Source organism: Desulfurispora sp. (assembly GCF_052744395.1).
On sequence record NZ_JBRAJI010000010.1, the window covers coordinates 1 to 14,493 of the forward strand.

Annotated in this window: 15 protein-coding genes and 1 tRNA gene; 8 read left to right on the top strand and 8 right to left on the bottom strand. The window is 56.2% G+C overall.

The genetic code is table 11. From position 1 onward, the window contains the following. Positions 1-407: 407 nt before the first annotated feature. The 3 genes from ACUVTU_RS04030 to ACUVTU_RS04040 all read left to right on the top strand — a co-directional run bounded on the left by ACUVTU_RS04030 (position 408) and on the right by ACUVTU_RS04040 (position 3,270). Positions 408-692, top strand: a complete 285-nt coding sequence (locus tag ACUVTU_RS04030; RefSeq protein WP_445888684.1) for a hypothetical protein — start codon at positions 408-410, stop codon at positions 690-692. A gap of 259 nt (positions 693-951) precedes the next feature. Then, positions 952-1,605, top strand: coding sequence for an HlyD family secretion protein (locus tag ACUVTU_RS04035; RefSeq protein ID WP_445888685.1), 654 nt, complete (start codon positions 952-954; stop codon positions 1,603-1,605). Between the two features lie 12 nt (positions 1,606-1,617). Continuing rightward, positions 1,618-3,270 carry a DHA2 family efflux MFS transporter permease subunit gene (locus tag ACUVTU_RS04040; protein WP_445888686.1) on the top strand — a complete coding sequence of 551 codons (1,653 nt, stop codon included), beginning with the start codon at positions 1,618-1,620 and terminating at the stop codon, positions 3,268-3,270. On the opposite strand, the gene ACUVTU_RS04045 is transcribed toward ACUVTU_RS04040, so the two are convergent. Both ACUVTU_RS04045 and ACUVTU_RS04050 read right to left on the bottom strand, forming a co-directional pair. Continuing rightward, on the bottom strand, positions 3,195-4,205 hold the full coding sequence (locus tag ACUVTU_RS04045) for a selenium metabolism-associated LysR family transcriptional regulator (protein ID WP_445888687.1): 1,011 nt from the start codon (positions 4,203-4,205) through the stop codon (positions 3,195-3,197). The genes ACUVTU_RS04040 and ACUVTU_RS04045 overlap by 76 nt on opposite strands. A gap of 150 nt (positions 4,206-4,355) precedes the next feature. Next, entirely contained in the window at positions 4,356-4,490 is a 135-nt protein-coding gene (locus ACUVTU_RS04050; RefSeq protein WP_445888688.1) for a hypothetical protein, read from the bottom strand. 275 nt (positions 4,491-4,765) lie between these two features. Between ACUVTU_RS04050 and ACUVTU_RS04055 the strand changes: the two genes are divergently transcribed. Then, the gene (locus tag ACUVTU_RS04055) at positions 4,766-5,548 is read left to right on the top strand and encodes an MBL fold metallo-hydrolase (RefSeq protein WP_445888689.1); all 783 of its coding nucleotides are present in this window, start codon (positions 4,766-4,768) and stop codon (positions 5,546-5,548) included. 1 nt (position 5,549) lies between these two features. On the opposite strand, the gene ACUVTU_RS04060 is transcribed toward ACUVTU_RS04055, so the two are convergent. Together ACUVTU_RS04060 and ACUVTU_RS04065 are read right to left on the bottom strand one after the other, a co-directional pair. After that, entirely contained in the window at positions 5,550-7,310 is a 1,761-nt protein-coding gene (locus ACUVTU_RS04060; RefSeq protein WP_445888690.1) for a HAMP domain-containing methyl-accepting chemotaxis protein, read from the bottom strand. Between the two features lie 326 nt (positions 7,311-7,636). Further along, positions 7,637-7,725, bottom strand: a tRNA-Leu gene (locus ACUVTU_RS04065). Positions 7,726-7,910: 185 nt separating this feature from the next. Here ACUVTU_RS04065 and ACUVTU_RS04070 point away from each other — a divergent pair. After that, on the top strand, positions 7,911-8,759 hold the full coding sequence (locus ACUVTU_RS04070; RefSeq protein WP_445888691.1) for a zinc metalloprotease HtpX: 849 nt from the start codon (positions 7,911-7,913) through the stop codon (positions 8,757-8,759). A gap of 78 nt (positions 8,760-8,837) precedes the next feature. On the opposite strand, the gene ACUVTU_RS04075 is transcribed toward ACUVTU_RS04070, so the two are convergent. Further along, positions 8,838-9,434: a hypothetical protein gene (locus tag ACUVTU_RS04075; RefSeq protein ID WP_445888692.1), complete on the bottom strand. Its 597-nt coding sequence runs from the start codon at positions 9,432-9,434 to the stop codon at positions 8,838-8,840. Positions 9,435-9,726: 292 nt separating this feature from the next. On the opposite strand from ACUVTU_RS04075, the gene upp reads away from it, so the two are divergent. From upp to ACUVTU_RS04090, 3 genes are all read left to right on the top strand, one after another. Beyond that, on the top strand, positions 9,727-10,365 hold the full coding sequence (upp, locus tag ACUVTU_RS04080) for a uracil phosphoribosyltransferase (RefSeq protein WP_445888693.1): 639 nt from the start codon (positions 9,727-9,729) through the stop codon (positions 10,363-10,365). Positions 10,366-10,430: 65 nt separating this feature from the next. Beyond that, positions 10,431-11,702 (top strand): uracil permease, encoded by a 1,272-nt coding sequence (uraA, locus tag ACUVTU_RS04085; protein WP_445888694.1) that lies wholly within the window; start codon positions 10,431-10,433, stop codon positions 11,700-11,702. Positions 11,703-11,834: 132 nt separating this feature from the next. Next, entirely contained in the window at positions 11,835-12,662 is an 828-nt protein-coding gene (locus ACUVTU_RS04090; RefSeq protein WP_445888695.1) for a methyl-accepting chemotaxis protein, read from the top strand. A 97-nt stretch (positions 12,663-12,759) separates the two neighbouring features. On the opposite strand, the gene rpsI is transcribed toward ACUVTU_RS04090, so the two are convergent. The 3 genes from rpsI to truA all read right to left on the bottom strand — a co-directional run bounded on the left by rpsI (position 12,760) and on the right by truA (position 14,480). Beyond that, the gene (gene rpsI, locus ACUVTU_RS04095; protein ID WP_445888696.1) at positions 12,760-13,152 is read right to left on the bottom strand and encodes a 30S ribosomal protein S9; all 393 of its coding nucleotides are present in this window, start codon (positions 13,150-13,152) and stop codon (positions 12,760-12,762) included. A 27-nt stretch (positions 13,153-13,179) separates the two neighbouring features. Continuing rightward, complete coding sequence (rplM, locus tag ACUVTU_RS04100; protein ID WP_445888697.1) at positions 13,180-13,611, bottom strand: 50S ribosomal protein L13; 432 nt, start codon at positions 13,609-13,611, stop codon at positions 13,180-13,182. Positions 13,612-13,736: 125 nt separating this feature from the next. After that, positions 13,737-14,480: a tRNA pseudouridine(38-40) synthase TruA gene (gene truA / locus ACUVTU_RS04105; protein WP_445888698.1), complete on the bottom strand. Its 744-nt coding sequence runs from the start codon at positions 14,478-14,480 to the stop codon at positions 13,737-13,739. Between the last annotated feature and the right edge of the window lie 13 nt (positions 14,481-14,493).

Below are 14,493 nucleotides of genomic sequence, written 5' to 3' on the forward strand. Positions count from 1 at the left end.
CTGTGGATCAATTTTATTTGCACATAGTGGGTCAATTCTGTTGACAATCAACACCGGATCCGGACAGCTTGTGAAACGTTCGCCTTGTCCACCGGCACAAAATACGGCGCAGGTGAACATTTCGCCAAGCTCAGCGGCCCCAAACCGCCATGTGAAACACTTGACTTGTCATTATGACAGCCGCATCAGTATTTTTCACCTTTCAAAGGAGAAAGGTTTCCCTTACCCTGTACCGGGATTATGATAATAACAAACACAGGCAATAATATATCCAGCAACATTCTTCATCGCAGTACCGCCCGTAAAACATTACAATATGTTAACCATTGGTCGACAGTGGTTTAACACCCGGGAGGTACAATAATCCCGACAGCAACCTCTTATGGCTCGAGAAAGGAGTGTGGAACATGGCCAAGCCAACCATCAACTGGCCCTGCAGCAGAAGCGAAGTACTGGAAGCCATTCAGGCCCAGGGGCAGGTGCAGGTGAATAAAGATCTCGTGACATTGCAGGATATGCGCCATGCAGCCGGTGATATTCAAGAAGCCCGGCGGCAGGACTATGCCACCTACACCACCTGGGAAGAGAAGCACCCAACCTTAGAGAACAGTAGTTCATTGGTGAAAGTGCTCTGGTCCAATTTCAAAACCTTTATGCACTGGTCCGATGTTAAACAGCACTTCAAGCACTGATTCCCCGCACGTTACCACCTGGCATCCCGGTATCAACAGTGTAAAGCCATTATCACCATAACGGGGAGGAGATATTGGTTGCAGCAAGTCCAGCCCCTGTAAAACCCCCTGCCGGCGCGCAAGCAGGCCTGGCAGGGGGTTGACTTTTTCATAAACTATTTATTGTTGACAGGAATATACTGCCTGCCTATACTTAAGCATATAAACGGTTAATGCTGTTAAATAAATTATCATGTCGCCGGAAAGGAGCAAGCAGAGAATGAAAAACAACAAAATCATGCTGGTGCTGCTGGTCATGATGATCCTGTCCACCCTGTCCATTACCGGATATTACTGGTACAATAATACATTCTACGTCAAAACCGACGACGCCCGGGTGGATGGTACGGTATACAAGGCCACCCCGCGGGTGGGCGGCAAAATCAGGAGCGTAGAATTTGAAGAAGGTGACCGGGTACAGGCCGGCCAGATCCTGGCCCGGCTGGACGAAGCTCAGCTACCACCCGGTACCGACCCCGAACTGGCTGTAGTCAAAGCCCCGGTGGAAGGGATTGTAATCAAAAAGCTGGCCAACCCCAATGAGAACACCGCCGCCGGCGCCACCATCGCACTGCTGGTGGACCCGCGGCAAATGTATATCAGCGCCAATGTGGAGGAAACCGACCTGGGACGGGTAAAACTGGGCCAGGCAGTGGATGTCACCCTGGACTATTTGCCCGGACAGAAATTCACCGGCCGGGTGTACTACATCGGCAAAGCCAGCCTGGCCACTTTTTCTCTCCTGCCCATAACCAATACCAGCGGCAATTTTACCAAAGTGGTTCAGCGTATTCCCATCAAAATAGCTCTGGACAACCCGCCTTCGAATATGATTCATAATGCCAACGCTGAAATCAAAATTCACATCCGTTAAGGAGTGCTGTCAATGGCCCCAAAACCCTCCGCACCGCCGGGAAGCGGACCGGCCGCCCCCTTTCCTACCAGCGACACTCGCCATTTCCCCTGGCTGGGTTTGCTGGTTGTGGTACTCGGCGCTTTCATGGCCATTCTGGACGGCAGCATTGTCAACGTCGCCCTGCCCAAACTGATGGCCATTTTCGGCGTGGATACCGAAGATGCCCAGTGGATTCTCACCGGTTACTTGCTGGCTTCCGGCGTAGTGGTGCCGGTCACTGGCTATCTGGGCGACCGCTATGGATACAAATTTATGTACATTTTTGCCTTAACAGCTTTTACCATTGGATCGGCCCTGTGCGGCATGGCCTGGAGCAACAATTCGCTCATAGCCTTCCGGATAGTGCAGGCCATCGGCGGCGGCATGATCATGCCGGTGAGCATGGCCATTATCTACCGCATCGTCCCCAGACAGAAAATCGGCATGGCCCTGGGCCTGTGGGGTATCGGCGCCATTATGGCTCCGGCCATTGGCCCTACCCTGGGCGGTTACCTGGTGGACAATTTTAGCTGGCATTTAATCTTCACCATCAACATTCCCATCGGCTTTTTCGCCGTTTTGCTCACCCAGATGGTTCTTCAGGAAACTCCCAAACAACAGCACCTGAAATTCGATTATTGGGGAGCCTTTCTCTGCTGCACCGGCTGCTTCGCCCTGCTGCTGGCCCTGAGCAAAGGGCAGGACAAGGGCTGGACATCCCAGTACATCGTCACCCTTTTCGGCCTGGCCTTTTTCAGCCTGCTGTTGTTCTGCATCTGGGAATTGCGCATTGATCATCCCATGCTGGATATCCGCCTGTTCCGCAATCCGGTGTTCAGCGTCAGCATGGCGGTCACCGTACTCACCCAGGTGGGACTGTTTGCCATTATTTTTATTATCCCCCTGTACACCCAGAACATGCTGGGCATGACCCCCATGCAGACCGGTATTTTCATGATGCCCATGGCCCTGGCCACCGGGTTGATGATGCCCATCAGCGGCCGGCTGTTTGACAAAGTTGGTGCCATGCCCCTGGGCGTGGTAGGGCTGACCATTGCGGCCGTAATCAGCTATATGCTCCACGAACTGAACTTAAGCTACAGCTTGCCCCACCTGCGCCTATTGCTGGTGCTGCGCGCGCTGGGGCTGGGTCTGGCCATGATGCCCCTTTCTTCCGTGGGCACCAACACTGTGCCACCTTTTCTGGTGGGCCGGGCCACGGCCATCAACAACCTGTTCCGGCAGATTGCCTCCTCCCTGGGCATTGCCTACCTGACCTACATCATGGTCAGCCGTCAGGCCTATCATGCCGCTGTACTGTCAGCCGGAATTAGTGTGGACACACCTTTGGCCGGCCAGTATCTGAATTATGCCACAGCAACCCTGGGAGATAAAAGCACCGCCCTGGCCGCGGTCAGCGGTCTGGTGCAGCGGGAGGCGCTCATGCGCGGCATGAGCGATGCCCTGCTGGTGGGCGCCATTTTTGTCTTCCTGGGCCTACCCTTCGCCTTTTATCTAACCAAAGAACGGGCTGAAAAACAGCGCCAGATTATGGCCAGACAATTTGCTCATCTGGCCCCGCCGCCGGGGGTGTCCGGGCCGGCTGCCCCTCCCCCCGGCCAGACCAAACCGGCCGGACCATAATCAGGCGTGAAAACATTCTGTCTCCCGGCCGGCAGAATCTCTGCCGGCCTCTCTTTTTGCAAATATTCCCAAAATACCCGGGCCGCATAGTTTCCCGAATCATGGTTGCTCTTCAGCAAGTACAGGTAGCGGGACAGATCCATTTCCTCCACCAACACATGTTTCACCAGGCGCAAGGCCAAACATTCGGCCGCCGCCCAGCAGGAAACCACACCAATACCCAGACCAGCCTGCACGGCGCTGATCACCGCCCGGGTGCTGCCCATCTCCATGGCCACGAACAGGTCCGCCGCGCTCAAACCTGCCGCCGTCAGCCGCTCCTCCCACACCTGCCGCGTGCCCGACCCGGGTTCGCGCAGGATGAAGGGCTGCCCCAGCAGGTCTTTGACCTGCACCCGCTGGCCGTCTGACCAGGCGTGTCCGGGCGGCACCAGCAGCACCAGAGTGTCGGCCAGCCACGGCTCGGACACAATATCGGCCCGGGTGGCCGGCCGGCCGGCAATGCCAATATCAATCAGCCGCTCTTTCAGCCAGTCCAGCACGTCCCCGCTGCCCGATACGCGCAGTGTCACCTTTACCCCGGGATAACACCGGCGAAAAGACCCAATATACCAGGGAAGAATATACTCTCCGGGGATGGTACTGGCCCCCAGCTCCAGCAGACCGGTTTTCAGCCCCTTCAACTCTTCCAGCACACCGTGCATCCGCCGGTACTGCTTTAAAAGCTGCCGGGCCTCGGGCAACAGCAACCGTCCCGCAGCACTGAGCTCCACCCGCCGTTCCTGGCGGCTGAAAAGCTCCACTTCCAGCTCCTCTTCCAGGGATTTTATCAAAAAACTCACCGCAGGCTGGCTCAAAAAGAGCTTCCTGGCCGCTCTGGTGAAACTGCCCATCTCGGCCACCAGTAAAAAAGCTTCCAGCTGTTTAATGTTCACTCCCACTCTCACCTTCCGGTATAATCCTATTAGTAGATTTTAGCACAAAAACCGGACACTCAAAACAAACGCGGCTGCTTCCCCTTTTCACTCAGGAAGGCAGCCGCGTAACCCATCCGGCAAACTATTTGCTTTTTCCACTGTAACCTCCTACTCTGAGTAATTCATAAAAATCATCTGGCCATAGTAATCTGCGAACACATTCCCTTTTTCCCCACCCACACCGTCCGCTTTTTCCCGCCGGCTGCGGTCCGCCTTTACCAGCCGAATTTTTTTCTTTTTCATGCGAAAGGTCACCGGTAATCACCTCGCTCTGCATTTTCTAGATCTATCATAGCGCTGCTCCTTTTTGATGTCTATATTTCCCAAGATAGTAACACTAGCAAAATAATACAGAGATGCCCTAATGGTGCAAACAAAAACAATTATTCAATAAACCATAAATACAAAAATGACTAAATATTCATTCATTTAGCAGGAAAGTCCCGCTGTCCAGAGAACCACTTAAATAGCTTGTACAGGTGATGAAAAGACCAAATTAGGAAAAGTGGTGAACCATGATGAGCGATGTCAAAGTGTTCCACGGCCGGCTGGGATTTTTGGGCACTCGCCTGCATGTATTTCTCTATCTGGTGGACGGCCTGCTGGTAGACAGCGGCCCTTCCCGCCTGCAAAGAGATATTGCCGGGTTTTGCCGGCAACACCAACCCGAACTGATCGTGCACACCCATTTCCATGAGGATCACACCGGAAATACCGCTTTCTTATGCCGGCAGCACGGCATCCCGGCTTACATTCATCCGGACGCTCTGGAACTATGCCGGAAGAAGGCCCGCCTGCCCCTGTACCGCCGGCTATTCTGGGGCGGCCGGCCGGCTTTTCAGCCCCTGCCCCTGGCTGAAACCATCGCCAGCCGGACACTGGAATGGGAGGTTATTCATGCCCCCGGCCATTCCCCTGATCACGTGGTCCTGCTGGACAAAAAAAACGGCCGCCTGTTCAGCGGCGACCTTTATCTACATCATCAAACACGGGTGGTGATGCGGCCGGAAAACATGCCCCGGCTCATGCAATCTCTGCGGGAGCTGCTGACCAGAGAATTTGACACGGTGTACTGCGCCCACGCCGGAGTGGTGAAAGACGCACACCGGCTGATGCAGCAAAAGCTGGCCCAGCTGGAAGAACTTCAAGAACAGGTGCGGCAACTGCACACCCAGGGCCTGAGCATTGATCAAATCAACCGGCGTTTGTTTCCCCGCACGCCCACCATCACCTATGTGAGCAGCGGTGAATGGTCTTCCCGGCACATTGTCCGCTCGCTGCTGGAGGACCGGGCCGAATGAATCAAGCCAGCTTGAACCGGGCCGCCACCTGCTGTAGTGTGGCGGCCATGGCACTAAGTTCCTGGGCCGTGGAACTGACCTCCTCCACCGCCGCCGTCTGTTCCTCCGAGCTGCCTGCTACACTCTGCACGGCCACACTGATCTGCTGGGCCGCCCCGGCCACCTGTTCAATCTGTTGGCCCAGTTGGGCTATATTTTGCAAAATACCGTTCAGGGAATGGCCCACATTTTGCACCAGTTGCACACCTTCTTGCACATTGCGGCCTCCGCTGTGCATGATCTGCACCGACTGCATCACCTGCTCCTGGATCCCGGCCAGAATTTGCCGGATGTCCTTGGCCGCGCTGGCTGACTGCTCGGCCAGCTGGCGCACTTCCTCGGCCACCACAGCGAAGCCGCGCCCGGCATCGCCGGCCCGGGCCGCCTCAATGGCCGCGTTCAGCGCCAGCAGGTTGGTCTGTTCAGCAATGCTGGTAATCAGGTCGATAATCTGGCTGATGTTTTCGGTCTGGTGGCTGAGCTGTCCCACAGCGGCAGCCGCCTGCCCGGCCGAAGCAGTGATCACCTGCATCTGTTCATCCACCTGCTGGATGCCGCTCTGCCCCTGGCTGGCCTGCTGGCCGAGCCGGCTGGCCAGATCGGCCACTTGCCGGACATTTTGCGCCACCTGCTGCACCGTACCGGCCACTTCTTCCACAGTGGAAGTGTTCTCATTGGCGGCACTGGCCGTCTGCTGGGCACTGGCGCTCAAGGTTTCGGCAGCCTGAGTGAGCGATCTGGTCTGTTCATTGATGGCGGCAGCCATTTCCCGCATCCCCACCACCAGCTGGTTGAAAGCGTGCATGAGGTGACCGCATTCATCACTGCGCCGTACCTCCAGCAGCGGCACCATCAGGTCGCCTTCCGCCACCCGGATGCTGACCTCCTTGAGCTGGGCCAGCGGCACTGTGATCATGCGTGCCAGCAGATAGGCGATCAGCAGCGCCAGCAGCAAAGCGGCCGCGGACACTCCGATCAAGAAATTGATGGTGCCCTGCACCGCCCGTTCATTTTGCTGGAGACCCTCCTCCAGCAACTTCTGATCATAGTCAATCAGTTCCTGTACAGCACCGCGCAGGTTGCTGAACACTCCCTTGTTGGCCGCCACATAGGCGACCAGCTCCTGCTCCCGGCCGGTCTGTTTCAGCTGCAGGGCGTTTTCCAGATAACCATGCAGGGCCTGGTAGTTCTTCTCAATTTGCGCCAGCTTGGCCAGCCCCTCGGGCGTGCTAACATGTTCCCGCACCTGCTGCAGGGTTTCCTGCACCAGTTGACCGTCCTGCCGGTATTTGTTCATATAGTCCTGGTTGCCGTACAGCAGATAGCCCCGCACATCCAGCGTTTCCTGCTGGGCAGCAATGAGCAGGCTTTTTACCTCACTGACCACCACCGCTTTGTGCGTTAACAGGTCGATAGACTTACTATGTACTGTGCGCAGCTGGTACCAGGCCAGGCCGGCCACCAGCGCCAGCAGGAGCAATATGGCGGTAAACCCCAGCACAAGGCGCCCCCTGATACCACCCAGTTTGTTTTTTTCCAAAAGCAGTTTGTAGTGTCGGCACTCCCGGCAGGCAGCCATCTTCTCGGCCATACTGCCCTGCACTTCGCCCCGGCACAGTGTACCTGTTACCCGCCAGCAGTACAGACCCTGGCGTTCGGTAAAGGCCGGGCAGTTCTCCTGGCGTTCCGGTGGGCAGCACAGATTGTCCCAACAATATGCCACAGAGATCCCCCTCTCACTAAACCAATAACACAACCAGGCTCTGATCTGGAACGACATCAACCCTGCTACTTAAACAAAAACCAAAGGCCGTATGGTAATATTTCCCCCCCCCCCCCCCCCCCATTACCATTATTATACATTAATACCATATCTTCCTGGGGGTGTATAAACAGACATTATTTTACATTATACGCCGCAACAAAGGTTTTTTCCAGTAAAAATTTTACATGACCGGGGTTTATGGCAGCATGCTGTCCGCTAACATAAAAAAATGACAAAAAACTCCCGGGGCAATAATGCCCCGGGAGTGCATGGTTTTACAATGTTGGTGCCGGAGACCGGACTTGAACCGGTACGGGGATATCTCCCCGAGGGATTTTAAGTCCCTTGCGTCTGCCTGTTCCGCCACTCCGGCTGATTGGTTACAAATCTGCAAAGGATATTTTACTGCAAGCCGCCCTGGTTGTCAAATACTCTTTTTGGGTTAAAAATTTTTAACCGCAGCGGCGCTATCGCCAACTTGTAAAAGCTACCGCCCACCCAATATAATTGAGTTGAATGCTCCATATTGAACAAGCTATAGCCAAGGAGGTATCCGACATGACCAAACTGCGCGCCTGGCTGCTGATGGGTGTGCTGACCATGCTGCTGGTGTTCATCGGGCAACTGGTGGGCGGCCGGAGCGGGGCCATGTTATTTTTCATCATTGCCCTGGGCATGAACTTTGTTAGCTACTTCTTCAGCGACAAAATTGCCCTGGCCATGACCGGGGCTCAGGAACTGCATGAACACGAATCGCCCGAGCTGTTCGCCATGGTGCGGCGTTTATCCCAGCGGGCCGGCATCCCCATGCCCCGCGTCTACCGCATACCGTCCCCCCAGCCCAACGCTTTTGCCACCGGCCGCAATCCCGCCCACTCGGCGGTGGCTGTTACCGACGGCCTGATGCACATTTTAAACCGCAGTGAAGTGGAAGGTGTGCTGGCCCACGAAATCGCCCACATTAAAAACCGCGATGTATTGGTAGGCACTATTGCCGCTAGCCTGGCCGGGGCCATTACCATGATTGCCAATGCCCTGCAGTGGGGCCTGATTTTCGGAGGCAGCGACGATGAAGAAGGCGGTGGTGGCATTCTGGGTCTTGTGGGGACACTGCTCATGATCATCCTGGCGCCCATTGCGGCCATGCTCATCCAGCTGGCCATCTCCCGGGCCCGGGAATACGGCGCCGATGAAACCGGTGCCCGGCTGGCCGGCACGCCCGAGGGACTGGCCAATGCCCTGCTCAAGCTGGAACAGGCCGCCCATCAGGTACCTATGCCGGTTAACCCGGCTACCTCACACCTGTTTATAGTCAATCCGCTTTCCGGCCAGAGCCTGGCCGCCCTTTTCTCTACCCACCCGCCCATCCAGGAGCGGGTGGCCCGCCTTAAGGCCATGCGCTATTAAATATCAGCGCCTTGCTGTACAAAAGCCTCCCGTCGGCTGACGGGAGGCTTTTGATTTGGCCTCATGCGCAAATAGGCTTCAGGATACAACCTGCAGGCGCTTAATTTTTTCTTTCAATTCCGCCAGAGCGCCGCCAAAACGGCTGTTCAAATCACCCAGCACCCGGCTCCATTCTTCATAATAGCCGGGGGTCTGCTCCAGCTGGCTTTCTAACCCGCCGGTCTGTCGGCCGGGCATGGTACGGCGCACCTGGCGGCTGCGGGCGGCGAACTCCCTCTCAAAGCCAGCCCTGGTCTGCTGCAGAGCCTGCTGGTAATAGTTGAACAGGTATTCCAGTTCATTGAGCAAGGTGACCATTTCCGGACTGCCCTGTTTTAAAATCAACAGCCCTTCCATGGCCCGCCGGTTGGTCTCCATCTGCTCTTCTCGCTCGGGCAGAACCAGTTGCAAAAGAAGGGCTTCCTGTACGCCCTCCAGCACATAGGGTTTTTGGGCATCTGGCACCTCGGCCAGGGTCTTTTTGAGGTTAAGCTGTTTTTCCTGCATGAATCTGGCTCCCAGGCGGTGCCCCTGCGGCATATACTCCAGTCTGGCCAGCTCACCGGGTGCCACCGGCGGCATCTGCTGCATCCTCTCCAGCGCCTTTTCCCAGGCAGTTTTTATTTTATCACTCACTGCTGCTCCCTCCGTGCTCTGTGGATAGAATTTGGCCGTATCTGTTTTTATTATACTATATCACAGCAGCCCCCAACAGGAAAATGCTGCCGTGTCCCGGAGTGGATACGGTAAAGGTGGCTCATCTGGTATGTATCGCCGGTCGCCCGGTTTGAAAAGCTATGTTCAGCCGGATGTTCTGAAAGGTGGACAAGATTTTTTTCCTAAAAGAGGATTTGCGATAATATTGTCGAATGATCTATGGGTTTGTGTGTTAAGATGTTGATAATCGTAAGAACAGGGAGGCGATTTTTTGCAGACGGTAACTGTGTTGAGACATCCCGTGGTAGCCGACAAGCTCCGGACCCTGCGCGATCGCAATACCGGTATTCAGGATTTTCGAGCGGCGCTCAAGGGCCTGGGGTTTTTTTTGGCTATGGAAGCAACCCGCAACCTGCCCACAACCGCTGCCCCGGTTTATACTCCGCTGGGAGTGGAAGCACCGGCCGCCCAAATCAACTCGGAACGGGTGCTGCTGGTACCCATTCTGCGGGCTGGCCTGGGCCTGGTAGAAAGCTTCCTGGAGTTTTTACCGGCAGCCCGGGTGGCCCACATCGGCATTTCCCGCGATCACGAAACCTTGCAGGCACGGGCTTACCTGTGTTCTTTGCCAGAAAATCCGGCCGCTTTCGACTGGGTGTTTGTGCTGGATCCCATGCTGGCCACGGGCAACAGCAGTGTCAAAACGCTGGATTTGATCGTGGAAGCGGGCTACAGCCCGGAAAAGATCACCCTGGTCTGCGCCTTTGCTGTAGAACAGGGTATCAATCAGATCACCGGCAAATACCCCCGCCTGAATATCGTCGCCGCCACCATCGATCCCCGGCTGAATGAAAAGGGGTATATTGTACCCGGCCTGGGCGATGCGGGAGACCGGCTGTTTTTAATCTAATTTTTTTCCGCACAATTGGCTTTATATTTTTATTTTTGCATTATTGGCGAGGAGGCCTGGTTTAATTGCGCCGCAGAGAAATTCAAGTAGAGGAAAGGCTGCCCTTCTGGCAAACACTGCCGCTCAGCCTGCAGCACCTGTTCGCCATGTTTGGCGCCACCGTCCTGGTTCCGATCATTTTTCAGGTCAACCCGGCCACAGTACTGCTGTTCAACGGCATCGGCACCCTGCTCTACATCCTGATCTGCCGGGGACAGATTCCCGCTTATCTGGGTTCCAGCTTTGCCTTCATCTCTCCCGTGCTGGTAGTGCTGGGCCAATACAGCTACAGTGAGGCGCTGGGCGGCTTCATCGCCGTGGGGATCACCTTCGTGCTGGTAGCCCTGCTGGTAAAGGTGGCCGGTACGGGCTGGATTGACGTGGTCTTCCCGGCTGCCGCCATGGGAGCCATTGTCGCGGTCATCGGCCTGGAGCTGGCACCGGTGGCCGCTCAAATGGCCGGTCTGATTGGCGAAGCCGGCAAACCCTTTACTCCCGATCCCAGAGCCATTGCTGTTTCCCTCACCACTTTAGGGCTGACTATTCTCTTTTCGGTCGTGCTGCGTGGCTTTCTGGCCATCATCCCCATCCTGCTGGGTATCACCGCCGGCTATGCGCTTTCCTTCTTTCTGGGCCTGGTTGATGTGCAGCCCATTATCAAAGCACACTGGCTGGCCCTGCCTGATTTTTACGCCCCTTCTTTCAACCCCTCCGCCATTATGATCATTCTGCCGGCCGCTCTGGTGGTCATAGCTGAACACATCGGCCACCTTTTTGTCACCAGCGGCATTGTGGGCCGCGACCTGGCCCGCCGGCCCGGACTGCACCTCTCCCTGCTGGGCAACGGCCTTTCCACCATGCTTTCCGGCTTTTTTGGCTCCACCCCCAACACCACCTATGGTGAAAACATTGGCGTCATGGCCATCACCCGGGTATACAGCGTCTGGGTGATTGGCGGAGCGGCCGTCATGGCCATTCTGCTCTCCTTTGTGGGCAAGCTGGCGGCCGCCATCCAGAGCATTCCCACGCCGGTGATGGGCGGCGTCTCCCTGCTGCTGTTCGGCGTGATTGCCGCTTCGGGTATTCGCATGCTGGTAGAGGCCCGGGTGGACTATAGCAAACCGCGTAATTTGATCCTGACCTCGGTGGTGCTGATTGTTGCCCTCAGCGGCACCCAGTTGCAGCTGGGCACGGTTAGCCTGAAAGGTATGGGCCTGGCCACGGTCATGTCCATTGCTTTAAGTCTGATATTTAAGTTGCTGGACCTCACCGGACTGGCTGCCGACAGGGATAATTAACTGTCGGCTTTTTCTTTTTTCTTCTTTTTTTCTTGCTTTGGCAGGTTTTCCGACGCAAATAACTAATAATTATTGTTCAAAGGGGATGGAGTAACCGGAGAAATTTGCCAAGCTATTTGGGGAGGGGTATTTATGAGCAGTGACATCCTGCAAGCAGTGGTAAACGCCGCCCACTTTTACGGGGAGATGCTGGGCGACGACGTGGTGCTGGCCGTCTGCGACCGGGAAAAATTTGTTTTCTACAAAGAGGGGCAGCGCATCAAACTGGGCATCAAGGTGGGGGATCCGGTGCCCCCCCAGAGCGGTGCCGGCACCGCCCTGCGCGAAGGCCGGCGGGTCACCAAAGAGGTGGGCCCCGAGGTTTATGGTGTGGGTTATTTTGCCTCCAGTGTGCCCGTCCGCGATGCCTCCGGCCAGGTGGTGGGGGCCATCTCCATGTGCAATCCCAGTACCAGCGCCGCCAAGAAAAATCTGATCAAGACGTCCACCGAGCTGAATATGGCTTTTGAATCCATCACCCAGAACGTCTCCGGCATGGCCGCTCAGGCCCAGGATCTGGCGCAGAACGCCCAGAAACTGGACAGCTTCACCCAGGAGATGCGGGACAAAGTACAGGGCATGGATGAAGTGCTGGGGCTGATTCGGGAAGTAGCCGGCCAGACCCACCTGCTGGGGCTCAACGCGGCCATCGAAGCAGCCCGGGCCGGGGAAATGGGGCGCGGCTTTTCCGTGGTGGCCGAGGAAATTCGCAAGCTGGCCAGCCGCACCAACAATTCGGTCAAGGAGATTGCCGACACCCTGCAAAGTATCAAAGGAGCGATCATAGATATAGCCGGCTATGTAACCACGGTAGCGGCAACCTCCCAGGAACAGGCCGCCGCCACCGAGGAGATCATGGCTGCCGTACAGCAGATCAATTCGGTCACCGAACAGATGAAGAGCTGGGCCGACGAGCTGTAAATATCAACACCGCCGCGGAGGAGAAAGGCTCCCCAAGCAAAAAAAGAAGGGTTCCAACACCCTTCTTTTTGCATATAAGCAGGTAATAGGCAGATTGTTAGCGTTTGGAGAATTGCGGTGCCCGGCGAGCCTTTTTCAGACCGTACTTTCTTCTTTCCTTCATGCGCGGATCACGGGTCAAGAATCCGGCCTTCTTCAATACGGGGCGCAGGTTGGGATCGGCCTGCACCAGGGCGCGGGCAATCCCCATACGCACCGCACCGGCCTGACCGCTGATGCCGCCACCCCGAGCCCGTACTTTAACATCAAACCGACCGGCAGTACCGGTGATCTCCAGCGGCTGCCTGACCAGGGTTTCCAGAACCCGCCGTCCGAAATAACTGAGCAGGTCCCTGTTGTTTACCGTAATATTGCCTTCACCGGGATAAATATAGACGCGGGCCACGGCATTTTTCCGCCGCCCGGTGCCGTAAAACTGAACCTGGGCCATTGCTTCTCCTCCTTATGAATCACTCACTTAAAGTGTCCAGGCCTGGGGTTTTTGTGCCTGGTGCGGGTGCTCCGGCCCACTGTATACCTTGAGCTTTTTGGCCATGGCCGCACCCAGCCGGTTGTGGGGTAGCATGCCCTCGATAGCTTTGCGCACAATCAGCTCGGGCCGGGTTTTGATCAGCGTGGCATAGCTGGTCGCCTTCAGGCCGCCCGGATGGCCGGTGTGCCGGATATAATGCTTTTGCTGCAGCTTCTTGCCGGTCAGTTTAATCTTGTCGGCATTAATAATAATTACATGGTCACCCGCATCCACATGGGGGGTAAAGGTAGGACGATGTTTGCCGCGCAAAATGGCTGCGGCCTGGGCCGCCAGGCGGCCCAGGACCTGGCCTTCAGCGTCGATGACATACCATTGGCGTTCTATTTCACCTGGCTTGGCCATATAAGTAGTTCTCATAATTTTTCCCTCCTACATGCACTGCACCTGACAGATCGCACCGTCCATCCGGTTCCGGGGCTCGGGGAACCGGTTGACCGGCACACATATAGTAATTTTAATGCTCCGGGCCAGTATTTGTCAAGCTAGTAATCCACCTGCACCAGGAACAGGCCCTGAGGTGGCAGGGTTGGCCCGGCCAGCGACCGTTGCCTGCTGGCCAGAATGCCGGCCAGAGTTTGCGGCGGATATTTGCCCAGCCCCACCTGCAACAGGGTACCGGCAATAATGCGCACCATGTTGTACAAAAAGCCGTCGCCTTTTACGGTAATGCGGATCAAACTTGCCGAGCGCTCCACAGTTAGCTGGTGTATGGTGCGCACTGTGGATTTCACCGGCGTACCCTGCGCCCGAAAGGCGGCAAAATCGTGCTGGCCGAGCAAATACCCGGCCGCCTCCTGCATGGCCGGCAGCAAAAGCTCTCGTGGTTCAAAGTAACTATAACGGGCATAAAATGGATCGGGAACGCGCCGGTTGTAAATCTGATAGCAGTATGTCTTGCTGACGGCCGAAAAGCGGGCGTGAAATCCTTCCGGCACATCGGCGGCTTCTCGGACCACTATGTCATCCGGCAGCGCCCCGTTCAGGGCCAGAGGGATGCGGGCTGTAGGTATGGGCCAGCCGGCAGCATCGAAGTTCACCACCTGACCTAGGGCGTGCACTCCGGCGTCGGTGCGCCCGGCTCCGTATATGACCACCCGCCGGCCGGTAAATTTCTGCAATATCTTTTCCAGCACTTCCTGGATGGTCGGCAGGCCGCTGCCCCGCTGCTCCTGAAAGCCGTGATAGTTGGTTCCGTCGTAAGCCAGAGTTAATTTAATATTTCGCATTTCTCTTTCCGCC